Below are 18,372 nucleotides of genomic sequence, written 5' to 3'. Positions count from 1 at the left end.
GCCACCCAAGGAGACCATAGTGACGGTAGCCATCGACACTCCCGTGCCCGATTTCACCGCACCGGCCACCGGCGGCGATTTTTCGCTCAAGGCGCATCGCGGCCAGAAGGTGGTGATCTACTTTTACCCGAAGGACAACACGCCCGGCTGCACCACGGAAGGCATGAATTTCCGCGACAGCTACGAGCAGTTTCAGGCAGCTGGCGCACAGATCGTCGGCGTGTCGCGAGACAGCCTGCGCTCGCACGAGAACTTCAAGAACAAGCTCGAACTGCCCTTCCCGTTGATCTCCGATGGCGATGAAGCAGTCTGCAAACTGTTCGGTGTCATCAAGCTGAAAAAACTGTATGGCAAAGAACATCTTGGGATCGAACGCAGCACGTTTCTGATCGACGAGAAAGGGGTTCTGCGCCGCGAGTGGCGTGGTGTGCGCGTACCCGATCACGTGGCGGACGTGCTGGTCGCCGTGCAGGCGATCTGAGTCGGCAAACGTGCTCGACACTCGCGAGAAGCGGGTCGTCAGGCACGCGCCTGAGCGCTATTCGGGCCGCTGTTGCGCAGGGGCCGATAGCGACCGCCAGTGAGGGCATTCGACGCTATACAAGCACGGCAAGAGACGTTATAGTCGGCCGTAATGATCAAGCGCATTGAACGAGACTATTGCAGGCGTCGCCACGGCGGCGCCTTCAGCCAAGCCGCCTCTCCGGTGCGTCCGGGCAGGCGGCTTTTTTGTTGCCGGGACGTGATGTATTGCCGTTTGTCCCGGCCGAGTAGTGTTGTGTTTTCTTGAACGGGAAATCTATGCCATTGCCATCGGCGCCGACCAAACCGGGCTCGCTGCTTGCCCCGGAACAATTCCCCACTCGCCTCAAACCTTCGCGCACGGAGGCCAAGAAACCGATCCCCTCGTCTGAACAACAAGCACCGGGCGAAACGTCTGGTGCCGCGGGAGCCGCCAGCGCGACTGAGTTGAAGGTCGTCCCCAAAACCGCTCCGGCGACGCAGACTGCACCACAGCCGTCGCCCGCTGCACGTTCGCCCCAGTCGCCGCCTTCGGCAGACTCCAGCGGCGCCAGCCCGTCCCTCAAAGCCGTGAAGTCGACGGCGACGGGCCAGGGTTCGAAACGTACACGCGGCAAGGATCAGGAACCGGCGAAACTTTTCGTGCTCGACACCAACGTGCTCATGCACGATCCGAGCAGCCTGTTCCGCTTCGAAGAGCACGACGTCTATCTCCCGATGATGACGTTGGAAGAGCTCGACAATCACAAGAAGGGCATGTCGGAAGTGGCGCGCAATGCGCGTCAGGTGAGCCGCACGCTCGACGGGCTGGTCGCGGAAAGCGGCACGAAGTCGATGGCCGAAGGCATTCCGCTCTCGCGGCTCGGCAACAAGGACGCCACCGGGCGCCTGTACTTCCAGACCGATCTGCCCGACGTTCCGCCACTCGAAGGTCTGCCGCAGGGCAAGGCCGACAACCAGATTCTGGGCGTCGTGCGCGCACTGCAGGACAAGTTCCGCGATCGTCAGGTCGTGCTGGTGTCGAAGGACATCAACATGCGCGTCAAAGCGCATGCGCTCGGTCTGCCCGCGGAAGATTACTTCAACGACAAGGTGCTCGAGGACAGCGATCTGCTCTACTCGGGTGTGATGGCGCTGCCGCCGGACTTCTGGACGAAGCACGGCAAGGGCATGGAGAGCTGGCAGGACAACCGAACCGGCACCACGTTCTATCGCATCACCGGGCCGCTTTGCGCGAGTTTCCTCATCAACCAGTTCGTCTATCTGGAGACGAACAACGGTGAGGCACCCTTCTACGCGCAAGTGCGGGAGATCAACGGCAAGACGGCGTTGCTGCAAACGCTGCGTGACTACGGCCATCACAAGAACAATGTGTGGGGCATCACGGCACGCAACCGCGAGCAGAACTTCGCGCTGAACCTGCTGATGAATCCGGAAGTGGACTTCATCACACTGCTGGGTCAGGCAGGCACCGGCAAGACGCTGCTGGCGCTCGCCGCCGGTCTGGCGCAGACGCTCGACGACAAGCGTTACAACGAGATCATCATCACGCGCGCGACCGTGCCCGTCGGTGAAGATATCGGCTTCCTGCCGGGCACCGAGGAAGAGAAGATGCAACCGTGGATGGGTGCGTTCGACGACAACCTCGAAGTGCTGCAAAAGACGGACGACTCCGCAGGCGAATGGGGCCGTGCGGCGACGCAAGAACTGATTCGCTCGCGACTCAAGGTCAAGAGCATGAACTTCATGCGCGGCCGTACGTTCGTGAACAAGTTCGTCATCATCGACGAGGCACAGAACCTGACGCCGAAGCAGATGAAGACCCTCGTCACGCGCGCCGGTCCCGGCACCAAGCTGATCTGTCTGGGCAACATCGCGCAGATCGACACGCCGTACCTGACCGAAGGCAGCTCGGGCCTCACCTACGTGGTGGATCGCTTCAAGGGCTGGGGGCACAGCGGACACGTCACGCTCGCGCGCGGCGAACGTTCGCGTCTGGCGGACTACGCGGCAGAAATTCTCTAACGCCGGTCCATGCCATCGAGCGCTTCGACGCTCAACACGACGGCGCCTTCGGGCGCCGTTTTTTATGGCGGCAACAATGCGTGCGACATCCCAAAGCGCATCGCCTCAAGATGGCAAAATCGCCCGGCAAGCCGCGAATTTGTGACGTCGATGCCACAGAACGTCCGGATTTCGGTACTTTTGCGATGCATTCGCGCGGTAAGCGTCGTAAACTCAGCGCATGCGAATCCAGCGCCCTCTGAGCATGTCTCGATCTCCGACTCGTCCGATGGCCCGATACACGACGCAGCCCGCAACGTCCGCCCGGACCTCGTGGGTGCCGTGGCGCTCGGCGGGTGTACTGGCGCTGACGCTGCTGGTCGCTGCATGCTCCTCCGGCCCGACGGTCCGGCAAGGCGGCAACGCGAACTTCGGCAATCGCACGGTCGGCCCCGAACGCAGCGCTGGCCAGGAGGAGATCACGCTCGAAGCGATGAGCCTCGTTGGCATTCCTTACCGCTACGGCGGCAACACCCCCGATTCCGGATTCGATTGCAGTGGTCTCGTGCGCTATGTGGTCGCGCGCGCGGCTGGCGTCAATCTGCCTCGCACGACGGCCGACATGAGCGGCATCGGCACTGTGCTCGAACGCGACGATCTCGCCTCAGGCGACCTCATCTTCTTCAACACGACGGGACGCGCCCACTCGCATGTGGGCATCTACGTGGGACAGGGGAAATTCGTGCACGCGCCGAATTCGGGCGGCACGGTGCGACTGGAGAGCATCTTCATCCCGTATTGGGCGAAGCGTATCGACGGTGTTCGCCGCGTCGCGGCCAACAAGGCACCGGCGGGTAACACCACTTACGTCAATCGCCCGGCACCTGACACGGTGGCGGCAGCGCCGGTGGCAACGCCGGCACCTGTGGTCACAGCGACGCCGGTCAGCCCGGCACCGAACCGTCCGCTGACGGCAGCGACCCCCTCACCGCTCGGCGCACCGCAGAGCGCATCGCCGAGCAGCACAGCCAATCTCACGGCATCGCCTTCGCAGGACGACGACCCGATCGCCCGCTTCGCCAACAGCGCGATGTAACCACTTCCGCGCGACGAGATACTGCAGCGCCGGGGATCAGTGCAGATGGGCGAGCAGCGTGGCTGCACCACCGATATTGATGGCCGCGCCCATCAGCATGCTCAGCGGACGGTGGCGCAGCGATTGAATCAATGTCGTCATAGTAGCCTCCGGTGTGATTGAATAAAACGCTATGGCAAAATGATAACCAATCGCAATAGGCTATTGAAATTGATTCTCTCGATGACGTCGATTTGCCCTTTCAATCCTCCTGACCGCGGCTGAGCACAGACGTAAAAAAAGCGGCCGAAGCCGCTTTTTCTCTCGGGTCACCGATCCGTCAGAGGATCTGCTTGCCGACCCACCAGGCGATGGCGGCGATGAACGCCGAAGCCGGGATCGTCAGCACCCAGGCCCAGACGATGTTGCCTGCCACGCCCCAACGCACCGCCGACAGCTTGCGGGTCGCACCGACACCGACGATGGCACCCGTGATGGTGTGCGTCGTCGAGACCGGCACGCCGAGCCACGATGCGAAGAACAGCGTGAACGCCCCACCCGTCTCGGCACAGAATCCGCCGACCGGCTTGAGCTTCGTGATCTTCTGCCCCATCGTGCGCACGATCCGCCAGCCACCGAACATGGTGCCCAGACCGATCGCCAGATAGCAGCCGATGATCACCCACAGCGGCGGCTCGGCAGCTTCCTGCGGCCACATGCCGGCCGCGATCAGCAGCATCCAGATGATGCCGATGGTCTTCTGTGCGTCGTTACCGCCGTGCCCGAGGCTGTACATACCGGCGGACACCAGTTGCAGGCGACGGAACCAGCGGTCCACGCGCGCCGGTGGCGTGCGGAAGAACAGCCACGACACGAGCAGCATGAAGAACGAACCGAGCACGAAACCGAGCAGCGGCGAGACGAAAATGAATGCCACGGTTTGCAGCAGGCCGCTCGCCACGAGTGAACCCGTGCCGGCCTTGGCCACCGCCGCGCCGACCAGACCACCGATCAGGGCGTGCGACGAACTCGACGGAATACCGTAGTACCAGGTGATGATGTTCCAGGCGATAGCGCCCACGAGTGCACCAAAGATCACATAGTGATCGACGATCTCGGGGTGTACTGTGCCCTTGCCCACCGTCGCCGCGACTTTCAAGTGAAAGACGAACAGCGCGATGACGTTGAACATGGCGGCGAAAGCCACCGCCTGATGCGGTTTGAGCACGCCCGTCGAGACCACCGTAGCGATCGAGTTGGCGGCGTCGTGAAAACCGTTCATGAAGTCGAACAGGAGCGCCAATGCGATCAATAGTCCGACCAGCCAAAGGCTGATGTGCAGCGTTGCCATCGAAAGTCTCCGCTCAGGCGTTTTCCAGCACAATGCCTTCGATGATGTTGGCAACGTCCTCGCATTTGTCGGTCACCGACTCGAGCAATTCGGACACAGCCTTCTGCTTGATCAGCTCTTTCACGTCGGCCTCTTCGCGGAAGAGCTTCGACAGCGATGCACGCAGCAGGCGGTCGGCTTCCGATTCGAGACCGTCGATCTCTTCGCAGAACTTCAGAATTTCGCGGGCACGATCCATGTCGTTGAGCAGTGCGACGGTGCTCTGCACACGCTCGCAGCACTTCACGCAGATCTCGCCCAGCATGCGGGCCTCAGCCGGCACGCTCTTGATGTCGTACATCCACACGGCCGTCGCCACGTCTTCCATCAGATCCAGGATGTCGTCCATCGTGCTGATCAGCTTATGGATCTCGTCGCGGTCGAAAGGCGTGATGAACGTCTTGTGCATCAAGTCGATGGTCTCGTGCGTGATGCGATCCGCTTTCTTCTCGTTGTTCTGCACGGCAACGGTACGTGCCTCGGCGTTTGGCAGGTCGTTGAGCATGGCGGACAGCTCACGGCTGCCTGCGACCATGCACGCCGCGTGCTGGTTGAACAGGTCAAAGAACTTGCCCTCGGTGGGCATGAAGCGACCGAACATTATGGGGAAACTCCGGGTATTAATAGGGGACGGGTCGACACAAAAACGTCACATTCTACCTCGTCGGAGGCATGCGATGCCGCATGCGCATCCGAACAGATGGAAATCGGTGCGTCAGTATTGCGGACCGGCCAGATTGTCGAACTTCGTGTAGGCACCGATGAACGCCAGACGGACGTGGCCGATTGGACCGTTACGCTGCTTCGCGATGATGATTTCGGCCGTGCCTTTGTCTGGGGTGTCGGGGTTGTAGACTTCGTCGCGGTAGATGAACAGGATGATGTCGGCATCCTGTTCGATAGCGCCCGATTCGCGCAAATCCGACATGACCGGACGCTTGTTCGGGCGTTGTTCGAGACTTCGGTTGAGCTGCGAGAGCGCAATCACCGGCACGTTCAACTCTTTGGCCAGGCCTTTGAGCGAACGCGAAATTTCGGAAATTTCGGTCGCACGGTTTTCACCGCCGCCCGAGCCGCTCATCAGCTGCAAGTAATCGATGATGATCAGACCGAGTTTGCCGCACTGACGTGCCAGACGTCGCGCACGCGCACGCAATTCCATCGGGTTGAGCGCAGGCGTTTCGTCGACGAACAGTTGCGTCTCGTTCATCTTCTGCATCGCGTGCGTGAGCTTCGGCCAGTCTTCGTCGACCAGCTTGCCGGTACGCAGACGATGCTGATCGAGACGCCCCACCGAACCCAGCATACGCATGGCCAGCTGCGTGCCCGGCATTTCCATCGAGAACACGGCAACGGGCAAGCCCTCTTCCACCGCGATGTGCTCGCCGATGTTCATCGAAAACGTCGTCTTACCCATCGACGGACGACCCGCCACGATGATCAGATCGCCGCCGTTGAAACCGGACGTCATGCGGTCCAGATCCACGAAACCCGTCGGAATACCGGTAATGTCGCTACCGCCTTCACGGTGGTACAGCTCATCGATACGCTCGACCACCTGCGTGAGCAGCGGTTGCAGCTCGAGGAAGCCGTTGGTGCTGCGCGACCCCTCTTCCGCAATCGCGAAGACTTTCGCCTCTGCCTCGTCGAGCATCTGACGCACTTCCTTGCCCTGTGGATTGAAAGCATCCGAAGCAATTTCGTCGGCCACCGTCACGAGCTTGCGCAGCACGGCCCGGTCGCGCACGATTTCCGCGTAACGGCGAATGTTCGCCGCACTCGGGGTGTTCTGCGCGAGGGCGTTCAGATACGCGAGTCCACCCACGTCCTCGGCCTTGCCGGCGGAGGTGAGCGATTCGAAGACGGTGATAACGTCGGCAGGTCGGTCGCTGGAGATCAGACGCCCGATGTGCTGATAGATCTGACGATGGTCGTAGCGGTAGAAGTCCGACTCGGACAAGAAGTCGCCAATGCGGTCCCAGGCGCTGTTATCGAGCAGCAGGCCGCCGAGCACGGATTGCTCCGCCTCGATGGAGTGCGGCGGCACCTTGAGCGAATCGAGCTGGGGATCGGGCGCGTTCATGCCGGGCATTATACCGTCCCCGCGATCCCGGTCAGTCCCGGCAAAATCGCGCTTGCGCGACGACTTTTCAGGACGTTGTTTGTTCAGCAGTTTCCCTGGAGGCAGCATAAGGTGGCGCTATCGAACGATGACTTGGATGGAAGGGAGCGAGCAACCGGGAGGCGGTCGGCGTACGGCAATGCGAGACCGGCGACCGGATATTCCGGCAGCCAACACAACGGAACGGACAGACATAAAAAAACGGAAGCCGGTACTCCGACTTCCGTCTTTTATTCGCGTCGGGAAGCTGACGCGGGTACGACTTAGGCGTGCTCGCCCAGCACCGACACGGTGACGTCGATCACGACGTCGGTGTGCAGCGCCACTTGAACCGGGAAATCACCCACGGTCTTGAGCGGGCCGTTCGGCAGACGCACTTGCATCTTCTCAACCTTGAAACCTTGGGTGCCCAGGGCTTCAGCGATGTCGAAGTTGGTGACCGAACCGAACAGACGGCCGTCAACACCAGCCTTCTGCGAGATTTGCACGGTCAGACCCGACAGCTTTTCACCTTCGGCTTGAGCAGCAGCCAGCTTGTCAGCGGCAGCCTTTTCCAGTTCGGCGCGGCGAACTTCGAATTCGGCGATCGCGTCCTTGGTGGCGCGGCGAGCCTTCTTCGTCGGGATCAGGAAGTTACGTGCGAAACCATCCTTGACCTTCACGATGTCGCCCAGGTTACCCAGGTTGACGACCTTTTCCAGCAGAATCACTTGCATTATCTATTCTCCTTCGTCGACTGGCGATTAAGCACCGTGCAGATCGGTGTACGGCAGCAGCGCGAGGAAACGCGCGCGCTTGATGGCCGTATCGAGCTGGCGCTGGTAGTGCGCCTTGGTGCCCGTCAGGCGAGCCGGGGTGATCTTGCCGTTGTCGCCGATGAAGTCCTTCAGCGTTTCGACATCCTTGTAATCGATCTGCTCGACACCAGCGACGGTGAAGCGGCAGAACTTCTTGCGCTTGAACAGCGGGTTTTGCTGTTGGCGGCGGCGATCAAACTTCTTGTTTTTACCGTTAGGACGCGGCATGTTCAACAATCCTTTTCAAATGCTTGCAATGCTGTGATGTGAAACACCAGGGTGCGGCTATTGCGATGCTTCTTAGCTAGAAACCCTGCCCACTGGGCCGGTTTCTCGAGTCCCAACGCCATGACTTTGGCACTGATGGGACCGATCGCAACTGCCGGTATCGAGAACTCGATCTGACGGGCCACGCCCGCCTCTTCGGCTGTTCCCTCGTGCGCCAGCGTGACATCGATCACGGGAAGCCCGGCCGGGGTATAGCGCAGCGTGCCGATTTCGACGATGCTGGCCTCGAGCCGTAAGCGATTCACGCGTTCAATGTTTCCGTTGGCACCCTGATGCGTTCCGGTGCGCTAATTACGAAGCGGCAGCTTCGGTCGCGGGCGTCGCGGCAGCCTTCTTGGCTTCTTCGCGGGCCACTTCCTTCATCATCGGCGACGGTGCGGTCTCAGCCTTCTTCATCTTGACGACGAGGTGGCGCAGAACGGCGTCGTTGAACTTGAATGCGTGTTCCAGCTCGTCCAGGGTTTCCTGGTCGCATTCGATGTTCATGCAAACGTAATGAGCCTTGGCCAGCTTTTCGATCATGTAGGCCAGTTGACGACGGCCCCAGTCTTCGACGCGGTGGATCTTGCCCTGACGGGTTTCGACCGTGCTGCGATAGCGCTCGATCATTGCAGGCACTTGCTCGCTCTGATCGGGGTGGACGATAAATACGATTTCATAATGACGCATAGGGTGCTCCTTATGGACAAAGCTGCCTGGGCGTCAGAACCAGTGCAGCAAGGTTGCAGAACCCGCGATTCTAGCGGATTTCATGTCGAGCATCAACTCCCGCGCTATCGGTGACGTTCAGCCGTTCTCCAGCCAGTAGTTCGGACGCGCATAAATCTGCCGCAACTGTTCGATGAACAGCCGCACCCGCGCGGGCTGGAAGCGCTGCTGCGGGTACACGGCGAGGATGTCGTAATCGGGCAGTGCGTATTCGTCCAGCACGGTCTCCAGCTCCCCGGACTGCAACTCCCGCTGGATTTCCCACGTCGAGCGCCAGCCGAGCCCCAGCCCTTCGAGCGCCCAGCGGTGCAGCAACTCGCCGTCGTTGCAGTCGAGACTGCCGGCCACGCGAATCGTCACGAGCTTACCCTGCCGCTTGAAGTACCACCCGCGCTGCTGCCCGCCCTGAAGGTTGAACGCCAGACAGTTGTGCTTGGCCAGGTCCTCCAGCGTCTTCGGACGACCGTGGCGCGCGAAGTAGGCCGGTGTGCCGCACACCACACGCCGGTTCTGCGCGAGTTTGACGGCCACGAAGTTCGGATCGACTGAGCCACCGATACGAATCCCCATGTCGTAACCCTCGCGCACGATATCCACCACGCGATCCGTCAGATTGAAAGAGATCTGCACTTCGGGATGCAGGCGCAGGAACGCCGGTGCGTGCGGGGCGACGTGCTTGCGGCCGAACGCCGCCGGGGCCGACACGATCAGGTGACCGGAGACCGCGTGCCGACCGGCGCTGATTTCGTTCTCCGCCATCTCCCAGTCGCCGAGCAACTGCTTGCAGCGCTCCAGAAAAGCGCCACCCTCTTCCGAGAGCGCCAGCCGCCGCGTGGACCGGTACATGAGCTTGATGCCGAGACGCTTTTCGAGCGCGTCGATACGCCGCCCGAGGATCACCGGTGAGACCCCTTCCTTGAGCGCCGCCGCGGCCAGACTCCCGGCTTCGGCCACCTGCACGAAGGTTTCGATCTGTTTGTAGCGGTCCATCACGCCTCCATTCGATACTTTTTGTTCTTAAAAAAACGATCTTTTGTGATCTTATCAAACAAATCGTACCGGCTTAAAGTGACCTCCAACAAGATTCATCCCTATAAGTCCCGTATTCGTCATTACCCATTGGAGGAGTCACATGGCCAAGATGACCGCCGTAGAGGCCGCCGTCCGCGTGCTGGAGAAGGAAGGCATCACTACCGCATTCGGCGTGCCCGGCGCCGCCATTAACCCGTTCTACTCGGCCTTGCGCAAGGCTGGCAGCGTCGAGCACGTGCTCGCCCGCCACGTCGAAGGCGCATCGCACATGGCCGAAGGCTACACCCGTGCAGAAGCCGGCAACATCGGCGTTTGTATCGGCACGTCGGGCCCCGCAGGCACGGACATGATCACCGGCCTGTACTCGGCACAAGCCGACTCCATCCCTATTCTGTGCATTACCGGCCAGGCACCGCGCGCCCGTCTGTACAAGGAAGACTTCCAGGCCGTCGACATCGAGTCGATCGCCAAGCCGGTCACGAAGTGGGCCGTGACGGTCCGTGAACCGGCCCTCGTGCCGCGCGTGTTCCAGCAAGCATTCCACCTGATGCGTTCGGGCCGTCCGGGTCCGGTGCTTATCGATCTGCCGTTCGACGTGCAGGTCGCCGAGATCGAATTCGATCCCGACACGTACGAACCGCTGCCGGTGTACAAGCCTGCCGCCACGCGCGCTCAGGCCGAGAAAGCCATTCAGATGCTGGTCGCCTCGGAGCGTCCGCTCATCGTGTCGGGCGGCGGTGTGATCAACGCCGACGCTGCCGACCTGCTGGTTGAATTCGCCGAGACGGTCAACGTGCCGGTCGTGCCCACGCTCATGGGCTGGGGCACCATCGCCGACGACCATCCGCTCATGGCGGGTATGGTCGGTCTGCAAACGTCGCACCGCTTCGGCAATGCCACGATGCTCGCGTCCGACTTCGTGATGGGCATCGGCAACCGCTGGGCGAACCGTCACACGGGTAGCGTGGATGTCTTCACGCAGGGCCGCAAGTTCGTACACGTCGATATCGAGCCGACGCAAATCGGCCGCGTGTTCGGCCCGGACTACGGCATCGTGTCCGACGCCAAAGCCGCGCTGACGCTGTTCGTCGAAGTCGCCAAGGAACTGAAGGCTGCCGGTCGTCTGCCGGACCGCTCGCAATGGGTGGCCGACTGCCAGAAGCGCAAGCGCACCATGCTGCGCCGCACGGACTTCGATCAGGTGCCGATCAAGCCGCAACGCGTGTATCAGGAAATGAACGCCTTCTTCGGCCGCGACGTGCGCTACGTCTCGACGATCGGCCTGTCGCAAATCGCCGCTGCGCAGTTCCTGCACGTGAACAAGCCGCGCCACTGGATCAACTGCGGCCAGGCAGGCCCGCTGGGCTGGACTGTGCCGGCCGCCATCGGTGCGAAGGTCGCATCGCCGTCGTCGGACGTCGTGGCCATCTCGGGCGACTACGACTTCCAGTTCATGATCGAAGAACTGGCCGTGGCTGCGCAGTTCAAGGTGCCGTACATCCACGTCGTGGTGAACAACTCGTACCTGGGTCTGATCCGTCAGGCACAGCGCAACTTCGACATGGACTACTGCGTGCAGCTCGCGTTCGAGAACGTGAACTCGCCGGAAGTGAACGGTTACGGCGTCGATCACGTGAAGGTCGCTGAAGGCCTCGGCGTGAAGGCGATCCGCGTGTTCCAGCCGAACGACATTCAACCCGCGTTCGCTCAGGCCCGCAAGCTGATGGCCGAGTTCTCCGTGCCGGTGATCGTGGAAGTGATTCTCGAGCGTGTGACCAACATCGCGATGGGCACCGAAATCAACAACGTCAACGAGTTCGAAGAAATCGTCGACGTCGTGGAAGAAGACGACGCAGTGTCGGCGTAAGCCTGCCAGCACTGCCAACGGTTTGCGGGGCGCATGCGTCCCCTCCGCTTTCGGCTAGACCCCGTGAACGGCCAAAGCATGCGCTCCGCAACCTTGTAGTAACCCCGTGTGACCTTAGCTTCACCCAGCATTCACCCTTGCATCGAATCGTCGAAACCACCCCCTAAAAGAGAGAGAGGAGTCAGCGCAATGCCGAAATTTGCCGCCAACCTGACCATGCTGTTCAACGAGGTGCCGTTCCTCGACCGCTTCAAGGCGGCCGCCGCAGCGGGCTTTCGCGGCGTGGAGTTCCTGTTCCCGTACGCGTTTCATCGAGACCAGATCGCCGACAAGCTGAACCAGTATCAGCTCGACCTCGTGCTGCACAACCTGCCCGCCGGGAACTGGGATGCAGGCGAGCGCGGTATCGCAATCCTCCCCGATCGCGTGGCGGAGTTCCGCGACGGTGTGGGCGAAGCCATCACCTATGCCAAAGCGCTCGGCGTGAAGCAACTGAACTGCCTCGTGGGCAAGCAAGGCGCCGATCTGTCGACGCAAGCCGCCACCGAAACGCTCGTGGGCAATCTGCGCTTCGCCGCCGACGCCCTCAAGGCAGAAGGCATCCGCCTGCTGGTCGAGCCGATCAACACGTACGACATTCCGGGCTTCTTCCTGAACCGTACGAAGCAGACGCTGGAAGTCTTCGACGCCGTCGGCTCGGACAACCTGTTCCTGCAGTACGACATCTATCACATGCAACGCATGGAAGGTGAGCTCGCCAAGACCATCGAGACGAATCTGGCGCGTATCGCCCACGTGCAGCTCGCCGACAACCCGGGCCGCAACGAGCCGGGCACGGGCGAGATCAACTACGCCTACCTGTTCGCGTTCCTCGACCGCATTGGCTACAAGGGCTGGATCGGCTGCGAGTACAAGCCCGCAACGACCACCACGGACGGCCTCGGCTGGTTCAAGACGGCCGGTCTGCGTGAAGCTGCATAAGGCCGCATAAGGCTGCACAAGCGCGTGCACAAGGTCACCCAAGCATCATCGGCCGACCGGGTTTCGACGAGGAAGGGCCCCGCCGGCCGCATGCAGGGGGCATGCGGCCGGAGCACGGGGGATGCGTGAGGGCTCATTGCCTGTAGCACTCACGCACTCGCGCCCTGCCCGTCCGACGGTCGGCAACAACAACTTCAAACTTTGGCAACAAGGAGTCTCGAAATGGCACAACTCGGTTTTATTGGTCTGGGCATCATGGGCGCGCCGATGGCGAAGCATCTGCAAAACGCCGGTCACAAGCTGTTCCTGTACGAGCGTCGCACGCCCCCGCAAGACCTGATCGACGGTCAAGCGACCGTTTGCACGTCGGCCAAGGAAGTCGCCAAGCGCGCAGACATCGTGTTCGTGATGGTGCCGGACACCCCTGACGTCGGCGCTGTGCTGTTCGGCCAGGACGGTCTGGCAGAAGGTCTGACGGCCGGCAAGATCGTCGTCGACATGAGCTCGATCTCGCCGATCGAAACGAAGGAATACGCCAAGAAGATCAAGGCACTCGGCTGCGAATACCTCGACGCGCCGGTTTCGGGCGGTGAAGTCGGCGCGAAGGCTGCGTCGCTGTCGATCATGGTCGGTGGCTCGCAAGCCGCCTTCGACGATGTGAAGCCGTTCTTCGAACTGATGGGCAAGAACATCACGCTCGTGGGCGATAGCGGTGCCGGCCAGACCTGCAAGGTCGCCAACCAGATCGTGGTGGCACTGACGATCGAAGCCGTGGGCGAAGCCCTGCTGTTCGCGTCGAAGGCTGGCGCAGATCCCGCGAAGGTGCGTGCAGCCCTGATGGGTGGCTTCGCTTCGTCGCGCATTCTGGAAGTGCACGGCGAGCGCATGGTCAAGCGCAACTTCGAACCGGGCTTCCGCATCGCGCTGCACCAGAAGGATCTGAACCTGGCGCTGCAAACGGCGAAGACCCTCGGCGTGTCGCTGCCGAACACGGCCACGGCGCAGGAACTGTTCAATGCCTGCGCAGCCAACGGCGGCGCAGCATGGGATCACTCGGGCATGGTGCGCGCGCTGGAAATGCTCGCGAACCACACCGTCGCCTGAGACTGAAAGACAGGCCCCGCCGCAGCGTCACGTCATGTCACGTTGCGGCGCGAGGCCCCACCGCGCATTTCGCGAGAAGACGAAGAAAACGGCCCTCAGAAAAGCCGTCAGCAATAGCAGGGAGAGGTGAGAGATGGGGCGCGCGCGTCGACAGACGCCACGCCGAGCGTCACGGCGCCAGTCAAGCGAAAGCACGACTCGCGCCGTATTTTTTTGCTTCGATGAATACTCGTCAATACTCGTCGAACAGACTCTGCATGCGCTCACGCGGCACGCCCGCTTGCAGCGCCAGCATCAGCAGCACGCGCGCTTTGTACGGATGCAGGTTGCCGGTGCTCACGAAGCCGTACTGATCGTCCGGCGCAGCGCCGTTATGCATCACGTGACCGCTACCCACGCGCGACGCACGCACCACCGTCACACCGCGCTGCACCGCCTCGGCCAGCGCTTGTTGCAACAGCGAATGCAGCGAGCCGTTACCGGTGCCTGCAACCACAATGCCCTGCACGCCCGCTTCCACCAGCGCATCGACGGCAATGCGCGACACGCCCGCATAGCTCGACACCACTTCCACCGCAGGCAACTCGCCTGAGAGCCCGACGAATTCACTTTCGACGGTGTGGTACTGAAGCGGCTCGCGCTGAAACGCCACGCGCTCGTCCTGCACCCAGCCGATCACGCCGATTTCCGGCGAGTGGAAGGCGTCGACCTTGTAGGTGCTCGTCTTGATGACGTCGCGTGCGCAGTGAATCTGATTGTTGATGGCGACCATCACACCGCGTCCGGCCGAAATCGGATCGGTCGCCACCCGCACTGCATTGAGCAGATTGAGCGGGCCGTCGGCCGAGAGCGCCGTCGCGGGTCGCATGGCGGCTGTCATGACGACCGGCTTGCGGCTGTTGATCGTGAGATGCAGGTAATACGCCGTCTCTTCGAGCGTATCGGTGCCGTGCGTAATCACGGCGCCGGCCACATCGGGCTGCGCCAGCAAGGCGTTCACGCGGGCGGCCAGTTTCTGCCACAGCGAGACGCTCATGTCCTTGCTGTCGATCTGTGCGACCTGTTCCGCGTGAATGTGGGCCACATTACCCAGCGCAGGCACGGCGGCGAGCAGGTCCTGGACACCGAGCGCTCCAGCCTGATAACCGGCGGTGCGCGTGGCGTCGGCCGCGCTGCCCGCGATCGTGCCGCCCGTGGCGAGCAGCGCAATGCGCGGCAATTCGCCGGAGGACACCGTGTAATGAGGAATCGGGTTGAATGAGGTCAATGTCATGCCAGCGATTGTATCCAATACTGCCCCGCTTCCCAATCCTCGCAATCGCTGAAAACATCGATCCCGCCACCAGGGCGGGATCGGCTCCACAGCATGCCAACATCCGGCGGGAAACGTCAGGCCGCAAACTCCAGCGCTTCGCGCAACTGCGTCGAGATTTCCTGCTCCTTGAGCGCAGGCGCGAGCATTTCGATGAAACGGTAAGCGTACGAGCGCAGGAACGCACCGCGTCGCAAGCCGATACGCGTCGTGCTCGGCTCGAACGCATTTTCGAGTTCCAGCACGGCCAGATCCTGATCCTTGCGCGGATCGACCGCCATCGCAGCCACAATGCCGATGCCCAGCCCCAGTTCGACGTAGGTCTTGATGACGTCCGTATCGAGCGCGGTGAGCACGATATCCGGCACCAGCCCCTGATCGGTGAATGCCTTGTCTACGTGCGAGCGGCCCGTGAAATCGCCGTCATACGTGATGATCGGGTATTCGGCGATGTCGGCAAGCGTCAGGTTCTCGCGTCCGACCAGCGGATGCTCCTTCGGCACAACCGCCACGTGATGCCATGAATAGCACGGGAACGTGACGATGTCGGGAAAGCGGTCGAGCGCCTCGGTCGTAATGCCGATATCCGCTTCGCCGTCGATGACCATCTGCGCGATCTGGCGCGGGCTGCCCTGGCGCAACGCCAGATGCACCTTCGGGAAGACGCTCGTGAACTGCTTGATCACCTGCGGCAGCGCGTAGCGCGCCTGCGTGTGCGTCGTGGCGACCACGAGGTGCCCGCTGTCCTGATCGGCGAACTGGCGCGCCACACGGCGCAGGTTCTCGGCGTCGAGCAGCATACGCTCGATCAGTTGCAGCACCGCCTTGCCCGGTTCGGTCAGGCCCGTGAGACGTTTGCCGCGGCGCACAAAGACGTCCACGCCGAGTTCGTCCTCCAGATCCTTGATCTGCTTGCTCACGCCCGATTGCGACGTGTACAGCGCACTGGCCGCTTCCGTCAGATTGAGGTTCTGCCGAACCGCTTCGCGCACGTAGCGCAATTGCTGGAAATTCATGATGTAACTCCGCCCTGTGGCTTGTCTGTCCGTGACGCGTGTTAATTGATTGCTTGTAGTTTTGTCTTGCGATGCTCGTTATGCCTGCGCGGAAAACACCCGCAATTGACGCGGCACCGCGCGCAGCGTCGTGCCAGCATCCGCGCCGAGGGCCTTCCAGCCCGAGCGCGTGAGTTCGGCTTCCCACACGGCGTCGCCGGGTGCGGCAAGCTCCACGCGCACCGTGCCGCCCAGCGGAATCGCGCGACGCACCGCCACGTCGATGCCCGGGCCGCCGTCGCCCGCCGGCACCAACGCCAGATCGTGCGGACGCACATACGCAATCGCCCGGCCGTCCTGCGGCACAGCCGGCAGATCGTCCTTGTGCACGGTGACGCGATACTTGCCCGCGTCGGCAATGAAATCGTGCGTCTGCAACTCGCCCGACAGACGGTTCGCCGCGCCGAGAAACTCGTACACGAACGCACTCTCCGGGGTGTCGTACACGTCTTGCGGCGCACCGATCTGCTCAACCTTGCCGCGATTCATCAGCACGATGCGATCGGCCACTTCGAGCGCCTCTTCCTGATCGTGCGTGACGAAAATCGTGGTGATGTGAAGCTCGTCGTGCAGACGACGCAGCCAGCTGCGCAATTCCTTGCGCACCTTCGCGTCGAGTGCGCCGAACGGCTCGTCGAGCAGCAGCACCTTCGGCTCGACCGCCAGCGCGCGTGCGAGCGCAATACGCTGACGCTGCCCGCCCGACAGCTCTGCCGGGTAGTGATCTGCCAGCCAATCGAGCTGCACGAGACCCAGCAACTCATGCACCTTGTTGCGAATCTGCGCATCCGAGAGGCGATCGCGGCGCGACTTCACGCGCAGGCCGAACGCCACGTTCTCGAACACCGTCATATGACGGAACAATGCGTAGTGCTGGAACACGAAACCGACCTGACGCTCACGCGTGCCTACCGAAGCGACGTCCTCGCCGTTGAGGACCACGCGCCCGGCGTCGGCAAACTCCAGTCCGGCGACGATACGCAGCAGCGTCGTCTTGCCGCAACCCGACGGTCCGAGCAGCGCGACCAGTTCGCCCGTGGGGAATTCGAGACTGACGTCGTCGAGTGCGGCGAAATCGCCGAAACGCTTGGAAACCTGTTGTACCTGGATGCTCATTTGTCTTGCTCCTCGATGCTATGCGACGCCATTCGATGCAATGTGTCCGCTGTCCGTGGATATCCGCTCAGGCCTGCACGGCGTCTGCGCGACGCGCGGCCTTGTCCTGCGCCAGCTTGTGTTCCGCCCAGAGCTTGAGCCCCAGCGTGGCCAGTGCGAGCAGCGCGAGAATCGACGCCGCCGCGAATGCGCCCACCGTGTGGTAGTCGTTGTATTCAATTTCCACATGCAGCGGCAGCGTGTTCGTCTCGCCGCGAATGTGTCCCGAGACGACCGACACCGCCCCGAACTCGCCCATGGCGCGCGCGTTACAGAGGATCACGCCGTACAGCAGGCCCCACTTGATCTTCGGCAGCGTCACACGCGTGAATACCTGCCAACCGCTTGCGCCCAGCACACGGGCCGCTTCTTCTTCCTCGCTGCCCTGCGCCTGCATCAACGGAATCAGTTCGCGGGCCACAAACGGGAACGTGACGAACACCGTCGCAAGCACCAGTCCCGGCAACGCGAACACGATCTTCAGGTTGTGCGCATCGAGAAAGTCCCAAAGCGGCCCCTGACGGCCGAAAATCAGCAGGAACGTGAGACCCGCGACAACCGGCGAGACCGAAAACGGCAAGTCGATGAGCGTCGTCAACACGCTCTTGCCCTTGAAATCGAAACGCGCGATCGCCCACGACGCCGCCACCCCGAACACCAGGTTCAGCGGCACGGCAATGACCGCGATGAGCAACGTCAGACGAATGGCGGAGAGCGCGTCGTCGTTCGTCAGCCCCTCCCAATACGGCGCAAGCCCCTTGCCCAGCGCGGTCACAAAGACGGACGCGAGCGGCAGCACCAGAAACAACGTGAAAAACACCAACGCCACACCGATCAGGAGGGCCTTGACGTACGCCGGCTCGTCGGTCGGATCGGCTTTGCGAGCCTTCACCGATTGCGGCAAGGCCTGCGAGAAAGCGAGTGAATCGGACATGATCGAAACGTTCTCTTCGAGGTTCT

General features: G+C 62.0%; 18 protein-coding genes and 1 pseudogene. 6 read left to right on the top strand and 13 right to left on the bottom strand.

Annotated elements, in window-relative coordinates; genetic code table 11:
• Positions 1-19: 19 nt before the first annotated feature.
• The 3 genes from PAQ31011_RS21995 (at position 20) to PAQ31011_RS21985 (ending at position 3,622) form a co-directional block, all read left to right on the top strand.
• Positions 20-481 carry a peroxiredoxin gene (locus tag PAQ31011_RS21995; RefSeq protein WP_150577832.1) on the top strand — a complete coding sequence of 154 codons (462 nt, stop codon included), beginning with the start codon at positions 20-22 and terminating at the stop codon, positions 479-481.
• 320 nt (positions 482-801) lie between these two features.
• Complete coding sequence (locus PAQ31011_RS21990) at positions 802-2,547, top strand: PhoH family protein (RefSeq protein ID WP_150577831.1); 1,746 nt, start codon at positions 802-804, stop codon at positions 2,545-2,547.
• A gap of 268 nt (positions 2,548-2,815) precedes the next feature.
• Entirely contained in the window at positions 2,816-3,622 is an 807-nt protein-coding gene (locus tag PAQ31011_RS21985; RefSeq protein WP_150577830.1) for a C40 family peptidase, read from the top strand.
• A gap of 319 nt (positions 3,623-3,941) precedes the next feature.
• Here PAQ31011_RS21985 and PAQ31011_RS21975 read toward each other — a convergent pair whose 3' ends face one another.
• The 8 genes from PAQ31011_RS21975 to PAQ31011_RS21940 form a co-directional block, all read right to left on the bottom strand.
• Complete coding sequence (locus tag PAQ31011_RS21975) at positions 3,942-4,952, bottom strand: inorganic phosphate transporter (RefSeq protein WP_039398821.1); 1,011 nt, start codon at positions 4,950-4,952, stop codon at positions 3,942-3,944.
• A 13-nt stretch (positions 4,953-4,965) separates the two neighbouring features.
• Positions 4,966-5,592: a DUF47 domain-containing protein gene (locus PAQ31011_RS21970; protein WP_039398823.1), complete on the bottom strand. Its 627-nt coding sequence runs from the start codon at positions 5,590-5,592 to the stop codon at positions 4,966-4,968.
• A 114-nt stretch (positions 5,593-5,706) separates the two neighbouring features.
• The gene (locus PAQ31011_RS21965) at positions 5,707-7,074 is read right to left on the bottom strand and encodes a replicative DNA helicase (protein ID WP_046293642.1); all 1,368 of its coding nucleotides are present in this window, start codon (positions 7,072-7,074) and stop codon (positions 5,707-5,709) included.
• A gap of 302 nt (positions 7,075-7,376) precedes the next feature.
• The gene (gene rplI / locus PAQ31011_RS21960) at positions 7,377-7,829 is read right to left on the bottom strand and encodes a 50S ribosomal protein L9 (RefSeq protein WP_039398825.1); all 453 of its coding nucleotides are present in this window, start codon (positions 7,827-7,829) and stop codon (positions 7,377-7,379) included.
• Between the two features lie 27 nt (positions 7,830-7,856).
• On the bottom strand, positions 7,857-8,138 hold the full coding sequence (gene rpsR, locus PAQ31011_RS21955) for a 30S ribosomal protein S18 (protein ID WP_010803800.1): 282 nt from the start codon (positions 8,136-8,138) through the stop codon (positions 7,857-7,859).
• A 2-nt stretch (positions 8,139-8,140) separates the two neighbouring features.
• Complete coding sequence (gene priB, locus PAQ31011_RS21950) at positions 8,141-8,443, bottom strand: primosomal replication protein N (protein WP_150577829.1); 303 nt, start codon at positions 8,441-8,443, stop codon at positions 8,141-8,143.
• 46 nt (positions 8,444-8,489) lie between these two features.
• Positions 8,490-8,867 (bottom strand): 30S ribosomal protein S6, encoded by a 378-nt coding sequence (gene rpsF, locus PAQ31011_RS21945; protein WP_150577828.1) that lies wholly within the window; start codon positions 8,865-8,867, stop codon positions 8,490-8,492.
• A 117-nt stretch (positions 8,868-8,984) separates the two neighbouring features.
• A complete protein-coding gene (locus tag PAQ31011_RS21940) occupies positions 8,985-9,896 on the bottom strand; it encodes a LysR family transcriptional regulator (RefSeq protein WP_039398832.1) in 912 nt (303 codons plus the stop codon).
• Positions 9,897-10,038: 142 nt separating this feature from the next.
• Here PAQ31011_RS21940 and gcl point away from each other — a divergent pair, with 142 nt between their 5' ends.
• The 3 genes from gcl to glxR all read left to right on the top strand — a co-directional run bounded on the left by gcl (position 10,039) and on the right by glxR (position 13,890).
• Positions 10,039-11,805 (top strand): glyoxylate carboligase, encoded by a 1,767-nt coding sequence (gene gcl / locus PAQ31011_RS21935; protein ID WP_150577827.1) that lies wholly within the window; start codon positions 10,039-10,041, stop codon positions 11,803-11,805.
• 189 nt (positions 11,806-11,994) lie between these two features.
• On the top strand, positions 11,995-12,786 hold the full coding sequence (gene hyi, locus PAQ31011_RS21930; protein WP_150577826.1) for a hydroxypyruvate isomerase: 792 nt from the start codon (positions 11,995-11,997) through the stop codon (positions 12,784-12,786).
• Between the two features lie 201 nt (positions 12,787-12,987).
• A complete protein-coding gene (gene glxR, locus PAQ31011_RS21925; protein WP_217424884.1) occupies positions 12,988-13,890 on the top strand; it encodes a 2-hydroxy-3-oxopropionate reductase in 903 nt (300 codons plus the stop codon).
• Between the two features lie 232 nt (positions 13,891-14,122).
• Here the strand turns inward: glxR and PAQ31011_RS21920 are convergent, their stop codons facing one another.
• From PAQ31011_RS21920 to cysW, 5 genes and pseudogenes are all read right to left on the bottom strand, one after another.
• Positions 14,123-15,163, bottom strand: coding sequence for an asparaginase (locus PAQ31011_RS21920; protein ID WP_150577824.1), 1,041 nt, complete (start codon positions 15,161-15,163; stop codon positions 14,123-14,125).
• Positions 15,164-15,279: 116 nt separating this feature from the next.
• A complete protein-coding gene (locus PAQ31011_RS21915; RefSeq protein ID WP_039398842.1) occupies positions 15,280-16,218 on the bottom strand; it encodes a CysB family HTH-type transcriptional regulator in 939 nt (312 codons plus the stop codon).
• A 78-nt stretch (positions 16,219-16,296) separates the two neighbouring features.
• A complete protein-coding gene (locus PAQ31011_RS27030; protein ID WP_370855776.1) occupies positions 16,297-16,509 on the bottom strand; it encodes a TOBE-like domain-containing protein in 213 nt (70 codons plus the stop codon).
• Positions 16,510-16,637: 128 nt separating this feature from the next.
• Positions 16,638-17,373: pseudogene (locus tag PAQ31011_RS21910) on the bottom strand (sulfate/molybdate ABC transporter ATP-binding protein); the annotation flags it as partial.
• Positions 17,374-17,440: 67 nt separating this feature from the next.
• Positions 17,441-18,346 (bottom strand): sulfate ABC transporter permease subunit CysW, encoded by a 906-nt coding sequence (gene cysW, locus PAQ31011_RS21905; RefSeq protein WP_150577822.1) that lies wholly within the window; start codon positions 18,344-18,346, stop codon positions 17,441-17,443.
• Positions 18,347-18,372: the final 26 nt, after the last annotated feature.

Origin of the sequence: Pandoraea aquatica (genome assembly GCF_902459565.1) — a bacterium.
In the GTDB taxonomy this organism is placed as follows: domain Bacteria; phylum Pseudomonadota; class Gammaproteobacteria; order Burkholderiales; family Burkholderiaceae; genus Pandoraea; species Pandoraea aquatica.
Note: the sequence above shows the minus strand (reverse complement) of the source record. Positions and strands in the feature narration are given on the sequence as shown.

Excerpts from the sequence above, each read along its gene's own strand:
- rpsF (WP_150577828.1), bottom strand. The coding sequence starts at position 8,867 with ATGCGTCATTATGAAATCGTATTTATCGTCCACCCCGATCAGAGCGAG.
- PAQ31011_RS21975 (WP_039398821.1), bottom strand. The coding sequence starts at position 4,952 with ATGGCAACGCTGCACATCAGCCTTTGGCTGGTCGGACTATTGATCGCA.
- cysW (WP_150577822.1), bottom strand. The coding sequence starts at position 18,346 with ATGTCCGATTCACTCGCTTTCTCGCAGGCCTTGCCGCAATCGGTGAAG.
- PAQ31011_RS21920 (WP_150577824.1), bottom strand. The coding sequence starts at position 15,163 with ATGACATTGACCTCATTCAACCCGATTCCTCATTACACGGTGTCCTCC.
- PAQ31011_RS21940 (WP_039398832.1), bottom strand. The coding sequence starts at position 9,896 with ATGGACCGCTACAAACAGATCGAAACCTTCGTGCAGGTGGCCGAAGCC.
- gcl (WP_150577827.1), top strand. The coding sequence starts at position 10,039 with ATGGCCAAGATGACCGCCGTAGAGGCCGCCGTCCGCGTGCTGGAGAAG.
- hyi (WP_150577826.1), top strand. The coding sequence starts at position 11,995 with ATGCCGAAATTTGCCGCCAACCTGACCATGCTGTTCAACGAGGTGCCG.
- PAQ31011_RS21965 (WP_046293642.1), bottom strand. The coding sequence starts at position 7,074 with ATGAACGCGCCCGATCCCCAGCTCGATTCGCTCAAGGTGCCGCCGCAC.
- PAQ31011_RS21985 (WP_150577830.1), top strand. The coding sequence starts at position 2,816 with ATGGCCCGATACACGACGCAGCCCGCAACGTCCGCCCGGACCTCGTGG.
- rplI (WP_039398825.1), bottom strand. The coding sequence starts at position 7,829 with ATGCAAGTGATTCTGCTGGAAAAGGTCGTCAACCTGGGTAACCTGGGC.
- PAQ31011_RS21970 (WP_039398823.1), bottom strand. The coding sequence starts at position 5,592 with ATGTTCGGTCGCTTCATGCCCACCGAGGGCAAGTTCTTTGACCTGTTC.
- PAQ31011_RS21915 (WP_039398842.1), bottom strand. The coding sequence starts at position 16,218 with ATGAATTTCCAGCAATTGCGCTACGTGCGCGAAGCGGTTCGGCAGAAC.
- rpsR (WP_010803800.1), bottom strand. The coding sequence starts at position 8,138 with ATGCCGCGTCCTAACGGTAAAAACAAGAAGTTTGATCGCCGCCGCCAA.
- PAQ31011_RS21990 (WP_150577831.1), top strand. The coding sequence starts at position 802 with ATGCCATTGCCATCGGCGCCGACCAAACCGGGCTCGCTGCTTGCCCCG.